The sequence below is a fragment of the Photorhabdus temperata genome (assembly GCF_025384845.1).
Taxonomy (GTDB): Bacteria; Pseudomonadota; Gammaproteobacteria; order Enterobacterales; family Enterobacteriaceae; genus Photorhabdus; species Photorhabdus temperata.
Window position 1 is genome coordinate 1 of sequence record NZ_JAJAFX010000016.1, and the last position, 24,349, is coordinate 24,349.

Below are 24,349 nucleotides of genomic sequence, written 5' to 3' on the forward strand. Positions count from 1 at the left end.
GCCCGCCCGTTAAATGTGATGGTCTGGTCACCGGTGATGATAACTCCACCACAGGTCGTTTTATCACCAACGAGCAGATAATAGCCTTTTGCCATTCTATTGACTTCCCCATTGGTTTACAGTACGAAGAGTGGGTCTAACTAAATTGGTCATCATATCCTTACCACTTATAGGTTAATAGATAATCAATAGTGCAATGAATTTAACTTAAAAAGATATAGGAATATTCCGAAAATTGGAGAAATTAGCTTGATTGATTGTGGTAATTCATCATGTTAATTAACATATTGGATACATTTTTTTAGCAAAAGTGGGCATCACGAATGAATTTAAAATCAATGGCGACATCGGTTTTACGTACCAAATGATTTTTAGGAAAGTCATGTCACGCTAATGGGACGTGGGCAGGTTTTACTCAAAAAATGGTCAGATCATTTTTGTACTCATCTTCATCAGTTCAAAGTGCTGACCAAAAGACCGGCACTTTGTCATTAATCTGAGATGTATTTACAATCTACCTATTATCGCCGTCATTACATAGCAATCCTATCGAACTCAAAGAACCAGCACCGTCACCCACATTGGCGCTTTTCCGACAGGATAACGCGCTAATTCAGTCAATTTACCGGTATATTTATCAATAGCAGAAACCGAGATATGGTCAGACTTTTGACCGGATGCAATTAGGTATTTTCCGCTATGATCGATAGCAAAACCACGTGGCTGAGTTTCGGTTTTATAGTGCCCTGCCAAAGTCAGATTAAAACCATCTTGTGAAATAACAAAATGGCTGATCAAACTTTCAGTACGCTCACAGGTATAAAGGTGACGACCATCCGGTGTAATATGAATATCCGCCGACCAACGAACACCCGCTAAATCTTCCGGCAATGAATCAATGGTCTGAATAATCCGGTATTTTTCCCATTTGCGATAAACATCCACGGTAGAATCCAGTTCATTAATGCAGTAAATCACCTGCTGATTCGGGTGGAATGCCATATGACGAGGACCAGCCCCCGCTGCTGTAGCCACTTTTTCAGCACGCTTCTCTGTCAGATAACCCTCTTCTGTCATCTCAAAAATTCGGATGTGATCTTCTTTCAGACAAGGTACTAATAGCTGTTTATTATCCCAATCAATATTGGCTGAATGCGGTGCTTGCAAGCCTTCAATAATCTGAACAGGCGCGCCTGCAATACCTTGATCGTCAATTGGGCTGACACTCAGGTTGTTATAACTATAGGAAACAGAGAATAGAAAACGACCTTGCCTGTCAGTAGCGATATGCGTCGGGCTACCCGGTATTGGTGAAATTCCCTGCTGTACCAGTTTCCCATCAGAGCCAATCTGGTAAGTGACAATACTGAATTGTGGCCGGACCCCAACATAAAGATGCTTGCGATCCGGGCTAACCACCATTGGCTGTACTTCTCCCGGCACATCAACTGTCTGAATTAATGATAACTCACCTTCATTATTCAGGTTCCAAACATGAATCTGACGACTGTTTGGACTCGCAGTATAAACCACCTGTTTCATCTTCACTCCTTAATTATCCGTTACTATTTTATTGATCTGTAACGACTCAATTTCAATTTTATCGGCCAAATTCACCGCACAATTGGTTTAACTTTATTCAGTTCCAATGTAATATCTTTTACATTATATATAGTTATGAGGCTAATCTATGTCATATCGCGTCATTGCTTTGGATCTGGACGGTACGTTACTGAGTCCGCAAAAGAATATCCTGCCAGAATCACTCACTGTACTAAATGAAGCCCGTAAAGCCGGTGTTAAGGTGCTGATTGCAACTGGCCGCCATCATGTCGCTATCCACCCTTTTTATCAGGCTTTGCAACTCGATACGCCTGTCATCTGCTGTAATGGGACGTATCTGTATGATTACCATCAGAAGAAAGTATTAGCCTCAGATCCACTGTCATCTCAGGAAGCGATAAAAGTTCTCGCCCACTTAAGCAACACAGATATTCATCGTCTGATGTATGTGGATGATGCCATGTTATATGAAGAACTGCATGACACAATTATCCGCACCATGACATGGTCTGAGACCCTGCCTGAATCTCAACGCCCAAATATGCAGCATGTCAGTAGTTTTCAATATGCTATTGGTGAAGTGCAGTCTATCTGGAAGTTCGCTACCTGTTCCCCTGATTTAGTAAAACTTCGTGAAATAACTGAACAGATCGAAAATGATATCGATCTTGCGTGTGAATGGTCATGGTTTGATCAAGTGGATATCACCAAAAAAGGTAACAGTAAAGGTATGCGTTTGAAACAATGGGTTGAATCACAGGGAATGAGCATGCAGGATGTTATCGCCTTTGGTGACAATTTTAATGACCTGAGCATGTTGGAAACCGTCGGGCTCGGTGTTGCTATGGGTAACAGTGTCGATGCGGTCAAAGAACGGGCCGATTTAGTGACGTTGGATAATACTCAACCAGGTATTGCCGAAATTATTCGCAAGCATGTTCTTTAATTTCTTATCTGATTTAGCGATATCCATAAATCACACTCAGGGGCAACCCCACATGGGAACCCCTTGTTATCCCAGACAATCTTCTTTCTTCCAACTGACAACCCGTTTACTCATTTATGAAAAATCAGATTCTACAGTTGCCGATTAAGAGAAACGCTCTTTATCTGGGCATATAGCCATTGCCCTTGCCGCAAATTAAGTTCATCCCTTGCCCACGGAGTAATTCTTGCCCATAAATAATGACCACTCAGCGCCAATTTAACATCGACCTGGTCATCATCATCAAAAAATTCAACCACTTTCGCGGCTAAAATATTACGGATACTACTACCGCGAGGAGGTTCCAGTACTAATGAAACATCGGAAGCGTCTATCCTGACACGCAAATCAGTTCCCGATTGAGCATCAATTTTAGGCAACCATAAAGCCTGGTCAGCAAAGGCTACTGCGGTCATTTCATAGCGATTATGATGTTCGACCATTGAAACGTTCAGAATGCTGCTGAGAGTCTCTTTTTGTAACCAGGGACGCAGTGCGCTGCTAGCCCAAACCTCTGCTAATTTCCCTGTTGCCCTGACTTTCCCGTTATCCATTACGATCACATTTTCAGCCAGACGAAGAATTTCATCCAAATTATGGCTAACATACAAAATCGGGATTTTGACATCCTGAGAAAGTCTTTCAAGATAAGGCAAGAGTTCTCGTTTCCGCGGGAGATCCAAAGATGCCAATGGCTCATCCATTAACAGTAATTCAGGGGCAGTCAACAAAGCGCGACCAATAGCAACCCGCTGTTTTTCACCACCGGACAGGGTAAGAGGAAAACGCGATAGCAGGTGTTCAATTCCCAGCAAATTAATGATGCTGTCAAACTCCGGTTTCATCACCGGAGACATTCCGTATTGAAGATTGCCTTTTACCCGGTAATGAGGAAACAGCCGGGCATCCTGAAAGACATAACCTATCCGGCGCTGCTCTGGCGGCAAACAAATCCCTTTTTCAATATCCACCAACACATGATCATTGAGAAGAACCCGCCCTTTCTGTGGACGTAACAAACCCGCAATCACATTTATCAGTGAAGTTTTTCCAGCACCTGAAAGGCCAAAAACAGCCGTAATTCCCTCAGAGGATAACTGCGTGTCAACCTGTAAATGAAGATCACCAAGTTGTTGTTCAAAATCCAGCTCTAACATGTTGCTCCCAGACGTTTCCTTCCCCAACGGGTTAACCATTCAGAAATCATCAATGACATCAACGCAAGAATAATGGCAATAATACATAAACGAGCCGCGGCAGTTTCTGCGCCAGGTGTCTCAATCAGGGTATACATTGCCAAAGGTATTGTCCGCGTTTCACCCGGAATATTAGATACAAAGGTGATGGTTGCGCCAAACTCCCCCAATGAACGGGCAAACGCCAGAATAGTGCCAACAATAATCCCGGGCAAAGAGAACGGCAATGTAATAGTAAAAAAGACCCTGAATGGATTCGCCCCCAAGGTGCGGGCAGCCTGTTCCAACCGTCGATCAACACTTTCCAGCGCCAAACGTATCGCCCTGACCATCAGCGGAAAAGCAACAACAGCAGAAGCCAATACAGCACCACGCCAACTGAATGCAACGCTGATCCCAAACCAGTCATATAACCATTCACCAATGAATCCACGACGTCCCATGCTGATCAACAGCAGATACCCCACTACCACTGGCGGCAATACCAATGGCAGATGAATAACACTGTCAAGCAATGATTTACCCGGAAACCGGAAACGAACCAGAATCCATGCCATCAAGATCCCAAATGGCAGACTGATTAACACCGCCATACCTGAAACTTTCAGACTCAGGATGATGGCTTGCCATTCGTATTCACTTAACATCTCCAAAAATCTATTCCTAAAGTGGGCGAAAACCGTAACGTTTAAAAATTGCAGCGGCCTCTGGGGTTTTCAGATAGTTATAAAAGCTAAGAACTGCGGGATTATTATGATCTTTGATCATCGCCATAGGGTATTCAACAGGCTTGTGGCTCTCTGCCGGGAAAATCCCCACAACGTTGACTTTATCACTGGCAACCGCATCTGAAGCATAAACAATACCCAATGGAGCTTCAGCACGTTCCACCAGCGCCATACCACTGCGCACATTACTGGTACGGGCCAGCAGAGGATTAACCGTCTCCCATGCTCCCAAATATTGCAGCGATTGTTTAGCGTAGATACCGACCGGAACATGATCTGGATCACCGACAGCAAGACGACCATCAGCCAACAAAGATTTCCATTTGGTCTCTTTATTAATGTCAATTTTATTGAGTTTACTCTCTTTCGGTGCAATCAGAACCAGTTGATTTCCCAGAATAGTAAAGCGAGTTTTATCAATAATCAGTTTCTTCCCGGCAACGTAATCCATCCACTGTTGGTCAGCGGAAATAAAAATATCTGCCGGAGCGCCTTGTTCAATCTGACGGGCCAAAGTAGAGGATGATGCATAGGAAGCCACCACGTCACCTTTTTTCTCTTGCTTATATTGTATCGAAATCTCGTCAAGAGCATTGGTCAGTGAGGCAGCAGCAAATACGGTGACTTTCTCCGTAGCCCATGCTTGCCACGTCAAAGTAAAAGAAATGATAACTCCCGCTAACAGTTTAGCAAAACTCTTCTTCATCTATTTTCCACCTGCTTAATTACCCATTGGTTCGCTGTATATAACAAGATATAGCGCTAAATGGAAGACTATCCCATTAATAATCGGCAAATTGTGAGCAACTTTTACTATCTGATTTAATTTGAAGTAAAATGCTGTAATAGAAAAACAGAATAAACTGATTGTGATCAATTAAGACAAATTACCCGGTGAATCACCGGGTAATCAGAATAGCACCTGGTGTACAAAGAAATATTAGTTCTACTTTTCAGAATGACCAATACGGGAAATGATATTAAACAATTCCCCAAGGGCATAAATTAAACCTAAGATTCCGACCATCACTACCGGTACCATGACCAGGGAGAAGGCCATACTTTTAATCAACTCAAACATGGTAGCCTCACATAGTGGCTCATTAGATGAGCCGGCAACATAACACATTTTTAACCATAGCGCATAATAGCGCTATAATTAGTACCATTCTAAACAAAGACAAACAACTATAACTGGCTAAACGTGCGTTTTTCCGGGTTAGCCAACAAAAATTCACGATTTTATTTCCTGAAAAAAACAATTATGCAAGCCGAAATTCTATTGACACTGAAATTACAGCAACGGTTATTCGCAGATCCACGGCGAATATTATTACTGAAACAGATTAAAGCAACGGGTTCTATCAGCCAGGGGGCAAAGCTGGCTGGCATCAGTTATAAAAGCGCCTGGGATGCCATCAATGAAATGAATCAGTTAGCAGATGAAACCGTCGTGGATCGTGCTACTGGTGGTAAGGGCGGCGGCGGGACGAATCTTACCCATTATGGTGAACGTTTATTACAACTTTATGATTTACTCGCACAAATTCAACAAAAAGCCTTTGATGTGCTGAAAGATGATCCCCTTCCCCTCAATAGCTTGCTGGCTGCGATTTCCCGTTTTTCGCTGCAAACCAGCGCCCGTAATCAATTCTTTGGCACAATTACTGACCGTGACCATAATCAGGTGCAGCAACATGTCCGCATATTGCTGGCAGATGGTCAAACATCACTGAATGCGGCATTGACAGAACAGAGTGCTGACCGTCTTGGTCTGATAAAAGGTAAGGAGGTATTGGCTCTGATTAAAGCGCCCTGGATAACATTGACTAAAGAACAACTTCCCACTAGCCATTTTGACAATGCCCTGACAGGACAAGTGAGTAAAATCGAAACTGGCGAAAAGAGCACAGAAGTTCTTATGGTTCTTGATGGTGGTGAAACCCTCTGTTCTACTCTGACCAATCAAAGCGCTGATAAACTGAAACTGCATCCTAAAGATAAAATCACTGCACTTTTTAATGCTGATCAGGTGATTATTGCAACTCTTTGTTGAAAATTGACACTATTATCACTGAATAATTCGGAATATCAGGGGATATTATGCAGTTATGTACCTCACATATCCCCTGATATCTAACATTAAATGTTAATTAAAAGTTAATATTGACATTCAGCGTCATTCCGCTTATTTGTGAGAGGATATTTGCGTTGCTTAAAAAGGAATAAAAGATGTCTGAATTGCAAATAACGCAAGGCTGTTTCCGTTTAAGTGATACCCAAACCTTGCAGTTACCGTCACTAAAAATTACCTCTGGTGAAAACTGGGCTTTTGTTGGTGCTAACGGTAGTGGTAAATCATCATTGGCCCGTGCGCTGTCAAATGAATTAGTACAACTTTCCGGCGAACGAAATTGCTCATTTCGTACATGTGGCCGCGTCTCTTTAGAACAATTACAAAAACTGACTGAGAAAGAGTGGCAACGCAATAATACTGATATGCTGAGTGATGATGAGGATGATACCGGCCGCACTGCGGCAGAAATTATTCAGCTTAATCATAAAGATAATGAGCTTTGTCTGGAACTGGCAAAACAGTTCGGTATTATGGATTTACTTTCCCGTCGTTTTAAATACCTTTCTACCGGGGAAACCCGAAAGACATTGCTTTGCCAGGCACTGATGGCTGCACCTGATTTACTGATCCTTGATGAACCTTTTGATGGCCTTGATGCATTTGCCCGCGGTCAACTTGCTGAATTACTGGAAACATTGTCAGCAAAAGGCATCGTTTTGGTGCTTATCCTTAACCGGTTCAGTGAAATCCCAGGTTTTATTGATCAAATTGGTGTACTGGCAGATTGCCATCTGACATCTGCTGGCATAAAAGAAAAAGTGATGGCGGATCCACTGGTTGCTCAACTGGTGCACAGCGAAAAACTTGATGGTATCCATTTACCAGAAGCGGATGAATATCGCATTGATGATCAGTTACCTCCTGACCAACCTTTGATTATCTTGCGTAATGGTGTGGTTCAGTATAACGAACAACCCATTTTGCACGGGCTGGACTGGCAGGTAAACCCGGGTGAACACTGGCAGATTATGGGTCAAAACGGTGCTGGAAAATCAACCCTCCTGAATCTGATTACCGGAGATCATCCCCAAGGCTACAGTAATGAATTGATTTTGTTTGGCCGCCAGCGCGGTAGTGGCGAAACGATTTGGGATATCAAACGCCATATTGGCTATATCAGTCACAGTATTCATCTGCAATATCGGGTCAGTACCAGTGTTCGTAATGTGATTCTGTCCGGCTTCTTCGATTCAATAGGTCTTTACCAGGCAGTATCAGATCGCCAGCAACAACTTGCCGATGAATGGCTGGCTTTGCTGGGATTATCCGCTCAGATTGCCAACGGCCCGTTTCACAGCCTTTCATGGGGACAACAACGGCTGGTTCTGATAGCTCGTGCTCTGGTTAAACATCCGGCTTTATTGATTCTTGATGAACCTCTGCAAGGGCTTGATCCACTCAACCGTCAGTTAATATTACGTTTTATTGATATCATGATTGCTGACGGTGATACTCAGCTACTATTTGTTTCTCATCATCAGGAAGATGCTCCGCAATGCATTACTCACCGGCTGATATTTATTCCTGATGGTGACATATATCGTTATAAAACAGAAAGAATCAATCATTAAAGTATTAAAATGAGCATTAATGCTGAAACAAAAGCCAGCATTGCAAAGTGTGTTTATGTCAACCTCGTAGCAATACATATGCAAGTATGCTGGCTTTATCTATTCGTAGCAATTATAAAGTATCAAGAAAGTTAGGTAACATAAAAATACCCGTCGTTAATCTTTTCCCCATAAAATAATTTAACTTTATGAATGACAGATTTAAATATAAGAATATTAATTTAATATAGACAAAGATAATAAAAAGAATCTCTCAATCATTTATCTTTTAATGAAACTTTTATTCATTTAAAAATTCCATTTTATGATCATTATATAGACATTCATCACATTAATTAAATAGATTATTTAGCGAATTGGATTTTAGATTAAACTATTATTAGAAGTAGAGTGAAAAAATGTTTCCATCAGGCCAAAGATGGATTCCCTACTATTACATACCCATTCGGAGAATAATAATGAGTGGTATAAATGCCGTCATATCAGTCAAACTTAAACTTGGTCAAGACAGTTATAATGTTGATTTAAATATTCCATCGTCAACTCCGGCTCCTGAAGCACCTTTTCTTTTTAGTGTAGCTTCACTCGACAAAGATGGAAAACCTGTAGATACCTTATTGGAAGTCGCTATCGGTGATTCAAGTAATATCTATATTGCCGTTGCGCCACCAGGTTCATTATTGAAAGAAACCGGTGTTGATAAGGTAGTGGAAAATCTTAATGTTGTTGTTTCCGAAGGTAAATACAACAAAACAGATAAGAAGTTTGACGAAGATAAAAAAGACTAAATTATCAGTTCAATATTGACTATAAGGCTATGCGTTTAGAACCATAAATCACATAGCCTTCGCAATACATTTTACTATCTGAGGTAAAGTATGGGGATACGATTTGAGGTTAAAGCCAATTTTGATTGGTGCAAAATATTTGATGGCGAAATGCGTAGCCCAATGCAATGCCAGCTTGCTTTATTCAACAGTTATTCTCTAATCTATATTGATATGACTGCGAAACAAGCTGAGGCTGATAATCTCAATATCTTTAAATTACTCAACCATGCTTTTCATCTTGATTTACCAGAGAAAGAAGCTCCGCTATTAATACAGGATGCGGGTTTTTTTACTTTCTCCAATCATGCCAATCCACCAGAAGCAGAGAAACTATGTAACATTTTTCCACAAATACCTTTGCCAAAGTCAGTGACAGAAATAGAAACGCCTGTATCCCATAGTTGTACCTTCTGGCTAACCTTGCGTTTAAAAGGCAATTATCTATTTAACAACTTAATTGAGGTTGGTGTTAAAAATGGCGATCTACCACAGGCAGACATTTCGCTCTGGGGGCGTTTGGATCGGGGAATATCCGCAGGTGAATCAATTAAACAAAGCCGCTATATTGCCGTTCTTCCTAATTTCAAACTATTTAAGATTTTTGGCTTCAATAATTTAATACTTAAATATCAGTTTGATAATTACGCAAAATACGAAATAAAAGGCATTATCACATTAGATTTGTTCCAGAAAACGTATTATTTTGACGGTGCTTTAAACGCGGATGAAAAGCAAGTACAGGCATCTTTACAAATCTGTGATAAAGATTCAGAAAAAACTATTCATCAGCCCTTTAACGGAGGCATGACTGGCATCACGTTTAATGATTTATCTTTTGGCATTGATTATACCTTTGCCGTGCCAGAGAAAAAACAACCTAAAGTTGGATTATATTGGGTAAAAGGAACAATCAATTATGCAAAACTATTGGTATTAAGCGGATCTATTTATCTTCTGGATAATACCCCCATACTAGCCTCAGTGGCTATTAATAAAGATTTATCGATACATGATATATTCGAAGCATCATTTTCTGATTCTGGTTCTGTTTTCTCCTGGCCGAGTGATTTTATCGATATCGTTTTTCATCCCGGGAGCAACCTTTATTACCGCCGCAAAACAGATGGAGATATTAAACAGGAAAATGCTATTATTTCCTCTTTAGCCGAAAAGTCTCTGTTATTAAATCAGGATATCACCAATTATCAACCAGGATTTCACCTCCATGCCCTGTTTGACATTACACTGATTGAAACTTTGAAGCTCAAAGGGGATATGCAAATTACTAAAGAAGGCGTCAATGCAGAGATCCAGCTACTTAATCCAATTTCATTATTTATACTGCAAATAACGGGTTTTGGGCAGGATCCCGGTCCAACTCTGTTTTTCTCTACCGTAAAAGAAAATAAATTCAGCTTTCGCTGTGGGTTGCTATTTTTTAAACATGATTTTGGTTTAAATGTAGAAGTCTCTGGTGTAAAAGATAAAACCGGGAAATTAAAAATCAGCGGTTCACTGTCCTCGGACAAAATTGCTTCCCCTTTGTTACCCAGTTCAGCAAAATTAGGTTTTTCCTATAGTAAGAGCGAAGGATTTAAAATCACTGACTGGCCTGCATTTAATTTAGATAACAACCAGTTTATTAATTTTATAGAAGAATTAAAGAAATTCTCACATAGTAAAGGTTCCAATTGCGGCCAATTAACCCAATTTGTCAATGAACATTTACTCACATCCAAGTTTTCTATTTCCCCGTCGTTTAATACTAAGACGGATACTTCTAGTCAGAATGACCAACTGTATTTTGTATTAGACGGTAAGTATACCATGGCAATGGCAGGAACGGATTTCGTGACTCTCTCCTTCCCAAAATCCGTAGAATTTTTACTGCCAAACAACCTCTCTTTAGAGGAATTACCTGATGCTATCGGTGCAGCGCTGAAAAGTGCGGCAGAGTCTTTCATTCAAGGGCTATTGAAAAATCGTGAAGCTATCGCTATCTTTCTGACGTTGACAGCGGCCGGGAAAGCCGCTGATTATGCCATGACGTTACTGTGTGAGGGATTGATTGACTCCGCACTAACAGAAACAATCCAGACCAGTGCTGAAGCTTTAGTCGCTGCCGGGGGTGTAGCAGCGGGAGCAGCTGTCATAAGTGATATTATCAATAAAATTAAAGATGAAATTGACAGCAAACCAACACCTCCCGATCCCCCCAAACCTACCAATCCCAAACCACCTGAAAATTTGTCAGCAATCTATGAGGATCATAAAGCTAAATTCTCATGGAACTATACGGAAAATGCTGACGGTTATCAGGTCAAACTAAAAGCGCCAAATGGCAAAGTGTTATTCGATGACAAACAGAATCACAACGATAATTCATTTATTTCATCTATTGGGCCAGAACTAGCCGCTGGTGTTTATATCTGGTCAGTAGCCGCCACCAAGAAAGGCTTTACCAGCTCAGAAAGTCAATTACAGCAGTATCGTCTAACAATACCGGAATTGAACATCAATTTAGAAATGAAACCCACTACTGAAAGAGATATTAATCTTATATTGAACTGGAATCTGGTAACAGACGCCAGGCACTATAACGTACAAACCGAAGAAAATGGGCAAACCAAAAACCTCTCAATTGCCGCTCCACAGAGTTCAGAGACTATTATTTTTGATAAGCTTAAACCTGCCGGGAAATATCGTTTTTCATTAGCAGCATTGAACAACCCTAATTATATTGCCAGCGAATTTTGTCAGGTTCAGGAATGGTTACGTCTGGATACTCCTCAGCAAATTCAAGCTAATTACCAATCTGGTGGTATAGAGATTCAATGGCAATGCTGTCCCGGTGTTACTCATTATTTACTCGGCTTACAGGATCCAAACGGTGCATGGATACACCAACAAACCGTGAATTCCACAACTGGGCAAGCCCATATCGCTTTACCGCCGATCCCGATCGCAGGAACATATCAACTTTATCTGGCTAGTATGCCGGATACGGATACCGCCGCAACATCACGTCAGATCCCAAGTATCTGGAGTGATGGAGTGGCAATACAGGTGGCGATAACACCAGAACAAATCGCACAGTCGGCATATCAACAGCAGATGAGCGGCAATGATTGCGGCAAACTGATAATTAAATCCTTTCCCGATCTCAAGACGAATATGCTAGCAACAGCGATGGCACAAGCAGGCTATATAGCAGTAGAAACTGGGCAAGGAATAAAGTCGGCCTACCCATCCATCAGCGCCAGCGAAATAACCGAAATACTACTGGCTATATATGGCAAAGCATTAACGCTAGAACAATTGGCTCAGAAAGCGTATGACGAACACATATCCGGCAGTCAATGCGGAAAAATACTCATCACTGAATATCCTGCAACCCAAGACAAAGCATTAGGTCGCGCTATAGCGCTGGCGGGTTATCCAGCAACAGAAACCGGGCGAGGATTAAAATCAGCCTACCCATCCATCAGCGCCAACGAAATAACCGAAATACTACTGGCTATCTATGGCAGAGCATTAACGCTAGAACAATTGGCTCAGAAAGCGTATGACGAACACATATCCGGCAGCCAATGCGGAAAAATACTCATCACTGAATATCCTGCAACCCAAGACAAAGCATTAGGTCGCGCTATGGCGCTGGCGGGTTATCCAGCAATAGAAACCGGGCGAGGATTAAAATCAGCCTATCCATCTATCAGCGCCAGCGAAACAGCAGCTGTCCTGCTAGAAATTTATGGTAGACAGTAGTTGTCTCATGAGCTTATTTAATCGACAGATAAAGGAGTATTGCTATGACCTTAGTCTCCAAAACGAAGTTAATAGATGCATCGCAATCCCAAGAGCAACAACAAGTTTCAACACAGCAAGCGAGCATAAACCCTATTCAGACCGACAGTGCTGATCCATTGTCTGGTTTAAAACAAATAAACAGCAATACTATTGTTGGTGCTCTATCTGAAGTCTATCAGAAAGCCCTCAATGCAACCGATATCGCAGTTATTTTACGTCTGCTTGATTTTCCTATTGGTGAGATTGCAATTGCACTACACAATCACTTCCCAACGCTTCATCCGCTAGAAGTTGGTCAAATTTTGCTTGATCCTAAAGTATATCCAGCTACCACTCGCTCAGAGCTAGTCGCAGCCTTGGGTGCAGCTGGCTTTCAAGCCCAAGAAGTTGAATTAGCGGCCAATATTTTGTATCCGGTAACCCTGTCTGTATCTGCGAATAAACCTTGGCAAAATAGCGGCATGACAGTCAATACAAATCAGACAACCACAATTACCTATCTCAGCGGCAAATGGTCTTTTAACCCGGAATACGACCGTTGCGAGGCAGAAGGAAATAAGAATCATATTGCCCAGGAATACTACGCGTTACCAAATCATCCAGTAGGCGCATTGGTAGGCCGTGTCGGTGAAACCGTTTTTTTGATTAGTCGTGAAGCCAGTGTTCCGAGTGGGTTATCTGGTGAATTACAGCTTTGTATCAATGATGACTTAGAAGGGCATTATGGTAAAGGATTAACAGATAATGAAGGTGAGCTGGAGGTTAAAATCAGTACGCGAAAATAAGCGAATTGGTACTAGATCAAGCCCAATCTGACAGCCACCCGTTATTTATACAAGTGGCTGATCTGTCCAATATCTTAATGAAGTTTATTCTCCATATTATATTGAATCAGATCCAATGAATGGTACATGTCAGTAATAAACCTTACAATAACACAGGTTTTTCCTAGCCGAATTTTGACTAAAAAATAATTGTCACCGATGGGTTTCTTCTCCGACCAGTGAAAAAAACATCGCAATTTAATCATCTTACGTTACTATTTTTTGACCATTTAATAATAGTTATCATCAATCTTTGGTTTGCTTCTCAGATATTATCTTTTAACTTATTGAAAACAACAGGGTATATATGATTTGGGGTTTACTTGCCGCATCGCTGGCATTATTAGCTATCCACCGCACGACTGCGCTTATCGTTCTACTGGCCGCCGTTGTTACCGGATTTATAACACAAGTTATAATTTATCCAGCAATTGCGACTATCACAATTATTTTCGTGTTAGGTGCACTACGTATCTATTTTCAGCAAAATAACATCATCAAAATAACAACTGAGCTGCTATTGCTCGCTTTTGGTATCGCGTTATTCCTGCATCTGATCCCAGGTTTTCATAACCTGAAATATCTCGATAAAGTTCAAGTTGGCCCTCATAGTGCGTCATTCTCAATGTATTTCAACTTCGATAAGGCACTTATTCCTTTCCTTCTGCTATGTTGCATTCCTGGATTATTTACCACAAAACCACTGGCAAAGGTTCGCCCTTATGCGTGGATAATCTTGACTGTTGCCATTCCTGTACTACTCGGTATAGCAACAGTCTTGGGAGGACTTGCGATTGAACTGCATATGCCACAATGGTTGCCGATGTTTGTTTTGACAAATATTTTCTTTGTTTCTCTGGCAGAAGAAGCGCTGTTTCGTGGCTATATCCAACAAAGGTTGAGTCAGTGGATTAATCCCTATTTTGCCCTGATCATCACTGCCTTGATTTTTGGTGGCGCACACTTCGCTGGAGGTCTATTACTGATGATTTTCGCTACACTCGCAGGATTAATATATGGTCTGGCATGGATGTGGAGTGGCCGGCTGTGGGTCGCTGTCGGGTTCCATTTCGTCCTTAACTTGGTTCATTTGCTGTTCTTTACTTATCCCATCAAGTTAGTAACAGCACTATAACGTGTCAAACTTGCCCGGTATCTATTCAGTAATCTGCAAAAATTTAAGGTTTTCAGGCAAATAACGTTATGGAACTAGACTATTGATTGCCGTTCTGGTGTATAGGGCAATATAATGCGCACAGTTATCATTAAGTTTGGTTTTTTAAGGAGTTTAAGCTATGGCTGTAACTAAACTGGTTTTGGTAAGACATGGTGAAAGCGAGTGGAACAAAGAAAACCGTTTCACTGGCTGGACTGACGTCGCTCTCTCTGAAAAAGGTCGCGCCGAAGCTCAACAAGCAGGCCAGCTACTGAAAGAAGAAGGCTTTGTTTTTGATTTCGCCTACACCTCTGTGCTGAAACGCGCTATTCACACACTGTGGAACATTCTGGATCAGGTTGATCAACAATGGTTACCTGTTGAGAAAAGCTGGAAACTGAATGAACGCCATTATGGTGCCCTACAAGGTCTGGACAAATCAGAAACCGCAGCTAAATACGGTGATGATCAAGTTAAACTGTGGCGTCGTGGATTTGCTATCACCCCACCAGATTTAACTCAAGATGATGAGCGTTTTCCAGGTCATGATCCACGTTACGCAAATCTGAAACCAGAAGAGCTACCAGTGACTGAAAGCCTGGCAACAACTATTGAGCGAGTGATCCCTTACTGGGAAGACGTTATCAAACCTCGTGTCGCTAAAGGGGAAAAAGTGATTATCGCTGCTCACGGTAACTCTTTGCGCGCTCTGGTTAAATATCTGGACAACATGAGCGAAGAAGCCATCCTTGAACTGAACATTCCAACAGCAGTACCTTTGGTTTATGAATTCGACGAAAACATGAAACCAATTAAGCATTACTATCTGGGTAACGCTGATGAAATCGCAGCAAAAGCCGCCGCTGTAGCAAACCAGGGTAAAGCGAAATAATTCATTACCAATAAATTGCTGATATCGTACTTTTTCAGCAAATATAAAAAACCGGAATCATGAATTCCGGTTTTTTACATCCGAAAAATGTTATCAGCCACGACGTGCTTTCACCGCCAACGATAATTGACGTAACAAGATTTCAGTGTCAGCCCAACCAATGCAAGCATCGGTAATACTTTTACCGTATACCAATGGTTGATCACTCTCCGGGTCCTGGTTCCCTTCTTCTAAATGACTTTCCACCATAACACCAATAATCGCCTTCTCTCCGGCAGCAATTTGCCCACTGACATCTGAGCACACATCCATCTGTTTTTTAAATTGTTTGGAACTATTGGCATGACTGAAATCAATCATAATTTTTGCCGGCAAACTTGCTTTTTCCAAGCTTTGCTTCACGACAATAACATGTTCAGAGCTATAGTTTGGTTCTCTACCACCACGCAGGATAATATGGCAATCAGAATTTCCACTAGTATTCACAATCGCGGAATGTCCCCACTTAGTGACAGAAAGGAAACTGTGTGGTGAACCTGCGGCATTAATAGCATCAATTGCAACTTTTATCCCGCCGTCGGTGCCATTTTTAAAACCAACTGGACAAGAGAGGCCAGAAGCCAGCTCACGATGGACCTGCGATTCCGTGGTACGAGCGCCGATTGCTCCCCAACTCATCAAATCCGCCAAATACTGTGGAGAAATCATATCCAGATATTCACCCGCAGCTGGTAGCCCCATGTCATTAATATCCCGCAACAATTCACGAGCCAGACGTAAACCATCATTAATATCAAAGCTGTGATTCATATGAGGGTCATTAATTAGCCCTTTCCAACCAATAGTTGTACGCGGTTTTTCAAAATAAACCCGCATGACAATTTCCAAATCGTCTTTGAGTTCTTCACGCAGCTTATTCAACCGTTCAGCATATTCCATTGCTGCTTTAGGATCGTGAATAGAACAAGGACCAATCACAACCAACAGGCGATCATCTTCACCCGTCAGAATCTGATGAATAGTTTTGCGAGCCTTACGTACTGTAAATGCAGCCTTTTCAGTTGCTGGAAATTTTTCAAGTAGTGCTACAGGAGGTAATAATTCTTTTATCTCTTTAATTCTTATATCGTCATTCTGATAATTCATAACCCTCTCTCATCCACATCTTTGTATTTTTGTTTAAAACAATCTTGTGATTTTAATCTAACTGTTAGAAGACAAACTGTAAATATTCTTTGTAGATAATAAATAAATCAGCGTTTAACTAAAGACATAGAAAAATATAGTCAAATGTGATCTGAGCTGTTTTTTATAATTGAAATATCTTTAGAAATGAGAATTATCAGAGTAAATCCCTAAAAATATGCCAGAGATCGACAAATCAATTCTCTGGCATCATTAAAAAATTATTCGATACGGGATAATGGCTGCGAATGATTTTTCTTAGCTACCTGAATCCACAAACGGGAGCCATTAAGCGCAATGCCAAAGAGAATCACATACTGCAATGACATCGCCAAAACGCCTTGATGGAAATAGATAACAACGCTTATCACATTGATAACCATCCATACCAGCCAGTTTTCAACATATTTGCGAGTCATCAGAATCATTGCCACAATAGATAGCACCGTCATTGTCGAATCCCAGAATGGGAATGCATCAGGCGCCAATACCGGCATTTGAACATTAAAATCAAACTTTTGCATAATCGTAACGGCAATCTGAGTCAAAGAGCCAAAGATCCGATCGATATTAAAAGTCATAATAACAATCAATAGCACAGAAATCAGACTAATTATTAACGCCTTATTCAGACTTAACCAGCGTATTTTAAGTTCAATCTGCTGCTGATCATTAACCCTACTCCAGGCATACCAGCCATAAATATTTGCAGCAAAAAAGAATAATTGCAGCAATAAACTGGCATAAAGTTGAATTTGGAAGAAAATCACAGCAAATAATGTGACATTAATCAGTCCAAACAAATAGTTAATTATTTTTTCCTGACTTGCAAACCAAATACATAGCAAACCAGCAATCGTACCTATTGCTTCAATCCACGATAAATCATAACCGCCTTTTCCCAGTGGGATATTTACTAATATATTGTTAATACTGAAAAAATCCATCTGTTATATCCTATTATTATCTAAAACAAAGAATTATACCCATTATTTGTTTTCCCATTTTAACCGAGTTGCAAAATCAAGCATCCTGTTTAAAGGAATAAGCGCCTTTTCGCGTAACTCTTCTTTAACAAAGATTTCATGCTGAACCCCGCCCCGCTCCAATCCCTGAACGATAGCTTGTAAGCCATTCATTGCCATCCACGGACAATGGGCACAACTACGGCAACTCGCACCTTCTCCAGCCGTAGGCGCTTCAAATAACTGCTTCCCTGGACATGCTTGCTGCATTTTATAAAAGATGCCTTTATCTGTTGCCACAATCAGCTTCTGATGCGGCAAAGACTGCGCTGCTTTGATTAACTGACTGGTTGAGCCAACGGCATCAGCCAGATCAATAACTGCTTGTGGTGATTCAGGATGAACCAATACCGCAGCATCAGGATGCAGACCTTGCATTCTTACCAAAGCCTGAGTTTTAAATTCATCATGGACAATACAAGCACCTTGCCAACAAAGAATATCGGCTCCGGTCTGTTTACGGACATAATTTCCCAAATGGCGATCCGGCGCCCAAATTATCTTTTGCCCCTGGCTATCAAGATGATCGATCAGCTCAACAGCAATACTTGAAGTCACAACCCAATCAGCCCGTGCTTTAACCGCTGCTGATGTATTTGCATAAACCACTACGGTACGATCCGGATTATTATCACAAAACTCAGTAAATTCTTTTTCAGGACAACCCAGATCCAGCGAACACTCAGCTTCCAACGTTGGCATTAAAACACGCTTTTCCGGGTTGAGAATTTTGGCGGTTTCTCCCATAAATCGCACTCCAGCCACTAATAGAGTAGAAGCTGGATGATTGCTGCCAAAACGCGCCATTTCCAATGAATCTGCCACACACCCTCCGGTCTCCTCAGCCAAAGCCTGGATCTCTGGATCGGTGTAATAATGTGCAACCATAACGGCATCCTGCTGTTTCAGGAGGCGCTTAATCTTTTCACGGCAATGTTTCTTTTCATCCTTACTGAGAAAAACAGGTTTCGGTGGGAATGGGTAAATGGTTGAATTAAAATCAATATACTCGCTCATTACTCTGATTCTCTGTTTAGTATATAGTTTAAAAAAGCGATAAAACCGGCTAATTATCAAAAAATTCACGCAATTTTGTTTTATATACTAAACAAAATAACCAATTTATATCAGTTTGTCGCGGAGTATTTTACCTGTTATAAGTTATTACATTACCTGCTAATTTATGAGATTAAGCTTATTCATCAATCATCACTAAAGTGAAATAGGAACTTCATATAATGGAAGACCCGGTAATCCTTCTGGAAAAAATTCTTACTTTTGCCCGTAACGATCCCCGCATTGATACCGTTATCCAAACAGGTTCCCGAGCCAGAAACACACGTGTAGATAAATTCTCAGATCTGGATATAGAACTGATTGGTTCGGGAACAGATGAATTAATAGGCAATGATTTATGGTTTAAGCAATTGGGTGACGTTATGGTTGCATTGCATCTGGCTAATGAAAAAGAGGGTGAACCAGATTGGCCAACTTGTTTGGTAGTTTTTAGCAGCGGTCGTAAAGTTGATTTCACACTGGCAAGCGCTGAACGCCTGAAAGATATGAAACAGAGAGGTTTGGATAAACTCTATCAACGGGGCTATAAGATCCTCCTTGATAAGACGAGCCTTACAAACGGGCTTCCTGAAATCACTCACCAATTGACTAAATTACATATTCCATCATCAGCAGAATTTAATGAAAACCTGCGCGAGTTCTGGTTCGAGGCAACACAAGTGCCTGTTTATATCGCTCGTGGTGATTTATGGCCTGCAAGAATGAGGGATAATGAGATGAAAGAATCATTGCTGGCAATGATGGAGTGGTACGTCTCGATAAAAAGTGATGGAAAAACGGATGTCTGGTACAACGGCCATCACTTGCATGAGTGGTTACCTGAGAAGTTCAGCAAGCGTATTCAAGGGATTTTTGGCAGTTATGGCAAAGAAGAAGCGATACGAGCATTGCTGGAAACCACAGAGCTTTATACGGAAATTTCTGCTGAAGTAGCGGAAATTAAGGGGTTTGAGTTTGATAGTGAGCTACCCGGTAAGGTTAGGAAGCATATTATGCAAGTTATTGGGAGGTAAGTTTTAAGAAGGAATTTGTTTTCGAATGAAGCTCTAAGATGGTGGGTCGTGCAGGATGACTCGGCCTACGGCCTCGCCCTTCGGGCCAACGCTTACGCGTTGTTGTCTCGCTTCGCTCGGCTCGAACCTGCAACCAATTGATTAAAAGTCAACTGCTCTACCGACTGAGCTAACAACACATCTAAGGAATTTGTTTTTGAGTAAAGCTTTAAGATGGTGGGTCGTGCAGGATTCGAACCTGCGACCAATTGATTAAAAGTCAACTGCTCTACCGACTGAGCTAACGACCCATCTAAGGAATCCGTTTTTGAGTGAAGCTTCAAGATGGTGGGTCGTGCAGGATTCGAACCTGCGACCAATTGATTAAAAGTCAACTGCTCTACCGACTGAGCTAACGACCCATCTTGTGACTTCTCTCGGCAACGGCGGCACATATTACTGATTTCTCCGCGTAGCGCAATGATTATTTTTTCAAATTACGTTTAAATGCTTATTAAGCACTCAAAAAACCCCGAAAACATATTAATATTGCCTTCCGGGGCCGATAATTACAACGTAGAAAGCTTTTTCTCAGCCAATTTAGCCGCATTCGAACCAGGATACTGTTTCATAACCTGCTGGTAAACAGATTTAGCTTTATCCTTCTGGCCCTTGTCCTGCATGATCAAACCAACTTTATACAACGACTCACCACTTTTCTGAGACTTAGGATAATCTTTCACCACCGTAGCAAAGTAGTAAGCAGCTTCGTCTTTCTTACCCTTGTTGTAATGAAGTTGACCTAACCAGTAATTCGCATTAGGCATATAACTTGACTTTGGATAAGACTTCACAAAGCTCTGAAAGGCAGTAATCGCTTTATCATATTCTTTGGTATTCACCGCCAAAGAAACGGCAGCATCATAATCACCCTTCTCGCTACCCGTACTTGTAGCTGAAGACGCCTGATTACCACTATTACTTGCAGTTGAAGATGCTGTATTTGTAGCAGATTTACTATCCGCAGAACTGGTAGCGCCTTCCAGTTGCTGATAAATATCCTTCTGCCGCTCTATAACCTGATTAAGCTGATACTGATTCTCTTGAATCTGCCCACGGAGCATGTCGATATCACGTTGAGAATCGGCGAGTTGTTGCTGGAGCTGGGTTAACAGCTGACTGTGAGCGTTGGAAATACGCTCTAATTGGGTAAGGCGCTCATCGGGAGAACCCGAGCCGACATTACTGATTGGCGCTTGGGCAATAGCGGCCCAGGGAGCCGCTACGCCAACCAATAACGACAGACCCAAAAAATGACGTCTGAAGTTACTGTTCATGAATTACTCTTAGTATGCCAATACTGCGCGACGGTTTTTAGCATATGCTGCTTCTTCGTGGCCCAGTACAGCTGGTTTTTCTTTACCGTAAGAGACGATAGAGATTTGCTCACCGGAAACACCTTTACCTTGCAGGTACATTTTCACTGCGTTAGCACGGCGTTCACCTAATGCGATGTTGTACTCAGGAGTACCACGTTCGTCAGCATGACCTTCTACAACAACTTTATAAGATGGGTTGCTACGCAGGAATGCTGCATGAGCGTCTAACAGCTGAGAAAAATCTGAGCTGATATCGAATTTATCGAAACCAAAATATACGATGTTGTTGTTTTGCAGCTCTTGCATTTGCTGACGAGCTAATTCTTCCGCTGATAGACCCGCATTAGTTTCGTTAACAGTGCCTACACCAGACTGATCGTTATCAGCATTTTTATTAGAACTACACGCTGCTACGGCCATAACTGGTAAAGCTAACATCAGCCCTTTTAGCACTTTATTCAGTTGCATCTCTTTGATCCTTTTAAAATTTGCCATACATATTATTATGCATCACAGATACGGCGACCAGGCAGGGAATTTTACCTGTCCATCAGTCGCCGGAAGACGCGCTTTGAAACGCCCGTCAGTCGAAACTAGCTGCAATACAGTCCCCAACCCTTGAGTGGAGCTATAAATCACCATAGTGCCGTTAGGTGCGATACTTGGCGTTTCATCCAGGAACGTATCCGTCAAAGTTTGAACGGCTCCCGTTGCCAGATCTTGTTTAGCAATGTGCTGCTTACCACTCTCTGAGCTGACCATCACCACAAAACTACCATCGGAGCTAACATCAACATCCTGGTTTTGTGTGCCTTCCCAAGTGAGGCGTTGAGGAGCACCGCCATTAATATTGACTTTGTATAACTGCGGACGACCACCCTGATCGGAGGTATAGACCAAAGTCTGGTTATCCGGCATCCAACTTGGCTCAGTATTGTTACTGCGGCCATCTGTAACCTGACGGATCTGAGCTGAACCCAAGTCCATCACGTAAAGATTCAAACTACCCGATTTGGACAGAGCAAACGCCAGCTTACTGCCATCAGGGGAAAATGCAGGTGCTCCGTTATGACGCGGAAAAGAAGCAACCTGACGTACTTCACCGCTAGCCAAGGTCTGAATAACCAAGGCGGAACGGCCACTCTCAAAGGTCACATAAGCCAGTTTAGCGCCATCAGGAGACCATGCCGGTGACATCAATGGTTCTGGCGAACGGTGAACAGTGAACTGGTTGTAACCATCGTAATCGGATACACGCAGCTCATATGGATATTTGCCGCCATTCGTTTTCACAACATAAGCCAAGCGAGTACGGAATGCGCCTTTAATGCCAGTCAGCTTTTCAAACGCTTCATCACTGACTGTATGCGCCGCATAACGCAACCACTGCTTAGTCACTTTAAGCTGATTCTGAGCAAGAACGGTTCCCGGAGCGCCAGCGGTATCAACCAACTGATAAGAAATCAGGAAACCACCATCCGCACTTGGCTGAATCTGCCCGACAATAACCGCATCAATCCCCAGGGCCGACCAAGCAGCAGGCGTCACCTCAGATGCAGTCGTCGGTTGCTGTGGCATACGGCTAGCATCAATAGGATTAAATTTACCGCTGTTGCGAAGATCCGCCCCAACGATCGCACCTATCTCTTCAGGAGCACCACCCGCCCCAGTCCATTTAAATGGCACAACACCAATAGGACGTGCAGAATCAACACCCTGTGTGATTTCAATACGAACTTCTGCGTGAGCAACAGCAGCCCACAACATCAAAATGCCCAGCACTACTTTAAAAGCCTGCTTCATCATCTCTCCCTTATCGCAGATGGAATGCCGCAATAATTCGCAGAATATTAACAAACGTCAACAAACAAAACCAGATAGCTTAATAACATTGAATGGTTTTGTTTGTTATTAATAATCTCTATAAATAACAATCTTATTGAGGTTTGAAATCAATCGGAGCATTCTTAAACACTTCGTAAACCTCTTTACTTGGTGGTTTCGGAATTTTCGCTTGTTTAGCTGCGGCTACCGCTGCCTGACACAGTGCCTGATCCCCCCCTTCTGGTTTTATATCTATTAGCAAACCATCAGGAGCAAGCTTAATCCGTAATGTACACATACGCCCACGATACATACTTGGATCATAAAACTTATTCTGTATTGCTATCTGAATCTGTCCAAGATAGTTATTAATATCAGAATTTGAAGCACCACTTTTCTTACCGCCACCTTTACCCGCAGCAGAAGCCCCCCCCTGCTTTGGCGCATTAGAAGTTAAACCACCCAGTAAATCATCAACTTCACTTGCCTGTTTGGCGGCTTGTGCCGCGGCTTTTTTCTTGGCGTCAGCGTCAGCTTTTGCCTTAGCTTTTGCATCTGCCTCAGCTTTGACTTTAGCATCCGCATCAGCCTTGGCTTTTGCCTCAGTTTCTGCTTTGGCTTTCGCTTCCTCCGCGGCTTTTTGTTTAGCAGCAGCGGCTTCTGCTTTTTTCTGTGCCTCAGCCTGCTCTTTAATCAGTTTTTCTTTTTCAGCCTTAGCCTTTGCCGCAGCTTCTTCTGCCTGTTTTTGTTCTTCACGGGCTTTTGCTGCTGATTCTACAGCTTGCTTTTTCTGTTCTTCCGCAACCTGTTGCGCTTTAATCCGTTCTTCTTCTACCGCTTTCAGGCGTTCCTGCTCCTCAGCCTGTTTCTCTCTCAATTCGGCTGCTTGCTGCTCCGCTTTCTTGTTACGTAACTGTTCTGCACGTTTAGCGTCAGCTTGCTGTTGCTGGTGTTGATTGTACTGTTGTACTACCGCATTCGGATCGACCATAACAGCGTCAATAACAGAACCATCCTGTCCGCCACCACCCATTTCAGTTTTTTGCGTCAGGGAACCCCAAATAAGTACCCCTATTAAAATAATATGCAACACAACCGAAACGATAACGGCGCGATTTAGCTTATTGTTTTGCCCGTTTGTCTTTCCCACGCTCGATATCCAAAATCTTTAAATA

Annotated in this window: 21 protein-coding genes and 3 tRNA genes; 9 read left to right on the forward strand and 15 right to left on the reverse strand. The window is 42.0% G+C overall.

Going from position 1 to position 24,349, the window contains the following annotated elements; translation table 11 throughout:
- Window positions 1–555: 555 nt before the first annotated feature.
- A complete protein-coding gene (gene pgl / locus LGZ99_RS08100) occupies window positions 556–1,542 on the reverse strand; it encodes a 6-phosphogluconolactonase (protein ID WP_023044212.1) in 987 nt (328 codons plus the stop codon).
- Between the two features lie 148 nt (window positions 1,543–1,690).
- Here pgl and LGZ99_RS08105 point away from each other — a divergent pair, with 148 nt between their 5' ends.
- On the forward strand, window positions 1,691–2,509 hold the full coding sequence (locus tag LGZ99_RS08105; RefSeq protein ID WP_023044211.1) for a pyridoxal phosphatase: 819 nt from the start codon (window positions 1,691–1,693) through the stop codon (window positions 2,507–2,509).
- Window positions 2,510–2,640: 131 nt separating this feature from the next.
- On the opposite strand, the gene modC is transcribed toward LGZ99_RS08105, so the two are convergent.
- The 4 genes from modC to LGZ99_RS08125 all read right to left on the reverse strand — a co-directional run bounded on the left by modC (window position 2,641) and on the right by LGZ99_RS08125 (window position 5,553).
- On the reverse strand, window positions 2,641–3,705 hold the full coding sequence (gene modC, locus LGZ99_RS08110; RefSeq protein WP_036838614.1) for a molybdenum ABC transporter ATP-binding protein ModC: 1,065 nt from the start codon (window positions 3,703–3,705) through the stop codon (window positions 2,641–2,643).
- Window positions 3,699–4,391, reverse strand: coding sequence for a molybdate ABC transporter permease subunit (gene modB, locus LGZ99_RS08115; RefSeq protein ID WP_036838612.1), 693 nt, complete (start codon window positions 4,389–4,391; stop codon window positions 3,699–3,701). The genes modC and modB overlap by 7 nt, the downstream gene beginning before the upstream one ends.
- A 16-nt stretch (window positions 4,392–4,407) precedes the next feature.
- Complete coding sequence (gene modA, locus LGZ99_RS08120; protein ID WP_036838610.1) at window positions 4,408–5,178, reverse strand: molybdate ABC transporter substrate-binding protein; 771 nt, start codon at window positions 5,176–5,178, stop codon at window positions 4,408–4,410.
- A 240-nt stretch (window positions 5,179–5,418) separates the two neighbouring features.
- Window positions 5,419–5,553 (reverse strand): AcrZ family multidrug efflux pump-associated protein, encoded by a 135-nt coding sequence (locus LGZ99_RS08125; RefSeq protein ID WP_071789454.1) that lies wholly within the window; start codon window positions 5,551–5,553, stop codon window positions 5,419–5,421.
- A 183-nt stretch (window positions 5,554–5,736) separates the two neighbouring features.
- On the opposite strand from LGZ99_RS08125, the gene modE reads away from it, so the two are divergent.
- The 7 genes from modE to gpmA all read left to right on the forward strand — a co-directional run bounded on the left by modE (window position 5,737) and on the right by gpmA (window position 15,692).
- Entirely contained in the window at window positions 5,737–6,528 is a 792-nt protein-coding gene (gene modE, locus LGZ99_RS08130) for a molybdenum-dependent transcriptional regulator (RefSeq protein ID WP_021325683.1), read from the forward strand.
- A gap of 176 nt (window positions 6,529–6,704) precedes the next feature.
- Window positions 6,705–8,180 (forward strand): molybdate ABC transporter ATP-binding protein ModF, encoded by a 1,476-nt coding sequence (gene modF / locus LGZ99_RS08135; protein WP_036838608.1) that lies wholly within the window; start codon window positions 6,705–6,707, stop codon window positions 8,178–8,180.
- A gap of 458 nt (window positions 8,181–8,638) precedes the next feature.
- Entirely contained in the window at window positions 8,639–8,968 is a 330-nt protein-coding gene (locus LGZ99_RS08140; protein WP_036838605.1) for a hypothetical protein, read from the forward strand.
- A 90-nt stretch (window positions 8,969–9,058) separates the two neighbouring features.
- Entirely contained in the window at window positions 9,059–12,778 is a 3,720-nt protein-coding gene (locus LGZ99_RS08145; RefSeq protein WP_036838603.1) for a hypothetical protein, read from the forward strand.
- A gap of 44 nt (window positions 12,779–12,822) precedes the next feature.
- Window positions 12,823–13,605, forward strand: coding sequence for a hypothetical protein (locus tag LGZ99_RS08150; protein ID WP_051769397.1), 783 nt, complete (start codon window positions 12,823–12,825; stop codon window positions 13,603–13,605).
- Window positions 13,606–13,954: 349 nt separating this feature from the next.
- Window positions 13,955–14,779: a CPBP family intramembrane glutamic endopeptidase gene (locus LGZ99_RS08155; protein ID WP_200875275.1), complete on the forward strand. Its 825-nt coding sequence runs from the start codon at window positions 13,955–13,957 to the stop codon at window positions 14,777–14,779.
- 160 nt (window positions 14,780–14,939) lie between these two features.
- Entirely contained in the window at window positions 14,940–15,692 is a 753-nt protein-coding gene (gene gpmA, locus LGZ99_RS08160; RefSeq protein ID WP_021325676.1) for a 2,3-diphosphoglycerate-dependent phosphoglycerate mutase, read from the forward strand.
- Between the two features lie 93 nt (window positions 15,693–15,785).
- Here the strand turns inward: gpmA and aroG are convergent, their stop codons facing one another.
- The 3 genes from aroG to nadA form a co-directional block, all read right to left on the reverse strand.
- The gene (gene aroG, locus LGZ99_RS08165) at window positions 15,786–16,838 is read right to left on the reverse strand and encodes a 3-deoxy-7-phosphoheptulonate synthase AroG (RefSeq protein WP_023045246.1); all 1,053 of its coding nucleotides are present in this window, start codon (window positions 16,836–16,838) and stop codon (window positions 15,786–15,788) included.
- 260 nt (window positions 16,839–17,098) lie between these two features.
- Window positions 17,099–17,824, reverse strand: a complete 726-nt coding sequence (gene pnuC / locus LGZ99_RS08170; RefSeq protein WP_021325674.1) for a nicotinamide riboside transporter PnuC — start codon at window positions 17,822–17,824, stop codon at window positions 17,099–17,101.
- Window positions 17,825–17,866: 42 nt separating this feature from the next.
- On the reverse strand, window positions 17,867–18,919 hold the full coding sequence (nadA, locus tag LGZ99_RS08175) for a quinolinate synthase NadA (RefSeq protein ID WP_036838598.1): 1,053 nt from the start codon (window positions 18,917–18,919) through the stop codon (window positions 17,867–17,869).
- 221 nt (window positions 18,920–19,140) lie between these two features.
- Here nadA and LGZ99_RS08180 point away from each other — a divergent pair, with 221 nt between their 5' ends.
- Complete coding sequence (locus tag LGZ99_RS08180) at window positions 19,141–19,992, forward strand: aminoglycoside 6-adenylyltransferase (RefSeq protein WP_036838597.1); 852 nt, start codon at window positions 19,141–19,143, stop codon at window positions 19,990–19,992.
- Between the two features lie 39 nt (window positions 19,993–20,031).
- On the opposite strand, the gene LGZ99_RS08185 is transcribed toward LGZ99_RS08180, so the two are convergent.
- The 7 genes from LGZ99_RS08185 to tolA all read right to left on the reverse strand — a co-directional run bounded on the left by LGZ99_RS08185 (window position 20,032) and on the right by tolA (window position 24,324).
- Window positions 20,032–20,171, reverse strand: a tRNA-Lys gene (locus tag LGZ99_RS08185).
- A 35-nt stretch (window positions 20,172–20,206) separates the two neighbouring features.
- Window positions 20,207–20,282, reverse strand: a tRNA-Lys gene (locus tag LGZ99_RS08190).
- A 35-nt stretch (window positions 20,283–20,317) separates the two neighbouring features.
- Window positions 20,318–20,393, reverse strand: a tRNA-Lys gene (locus tag LGZ99_RS08195).
- Between the two features lie 147 nt (window positions 20,394–20,540).
- Complete coding sequence (gene cpoB / locus LGZ99_RS08200) at window positions 20,541–21,308, reverse strand: cell division protein CpoB (protein WP_036838595.1); 768 nt, start codon at window positions 21,306–21,308, stop codon at window positions 20,541–20,543.
- 9 nt (window positions 21,309–21,317) lie between these two features.
- A complete protein-coding gene (gene pal / locus LGZ99_RS08205) occupies window positions 21,318–21,818 on the reverse strand; it encodes a peptidoglycan-associated lipoprotein Pal (RefSeq protein WP_021325044.1) in 501 nt (166 codons plus the stop codon).
- 42 nt (window positions 21,819–21,860) lie between these two features.
- Window positions 21,861–23,153: a Tol-Pal system beta propeller repeat protein TolB gene (gene tolB / locus LGZ99_RS08210; protein WP_021325045.1), complete on the reverse strand. Its 1,293-nt coding sequence runs from the start codon at window positions 23,151–23,153 to the stop codon at window positions 21,861–21,863.
- 133 nt (window positions 23,154–23,286) lie between these two features.
- On the reverse strand, window positions 23,287–24,324 hold the full coding sequence (gene tolA, locus LGZ99_RS08215; protein ID WP_036838594.1) for a cell envelope integrity protein TolA: 1,038 nt from the start codon (window positions 24,322–24,324) through the stop codon (window positions 23,287–23,289).
- Window positions 24,325–24,349: the final 25 nt, after the last annotated feature.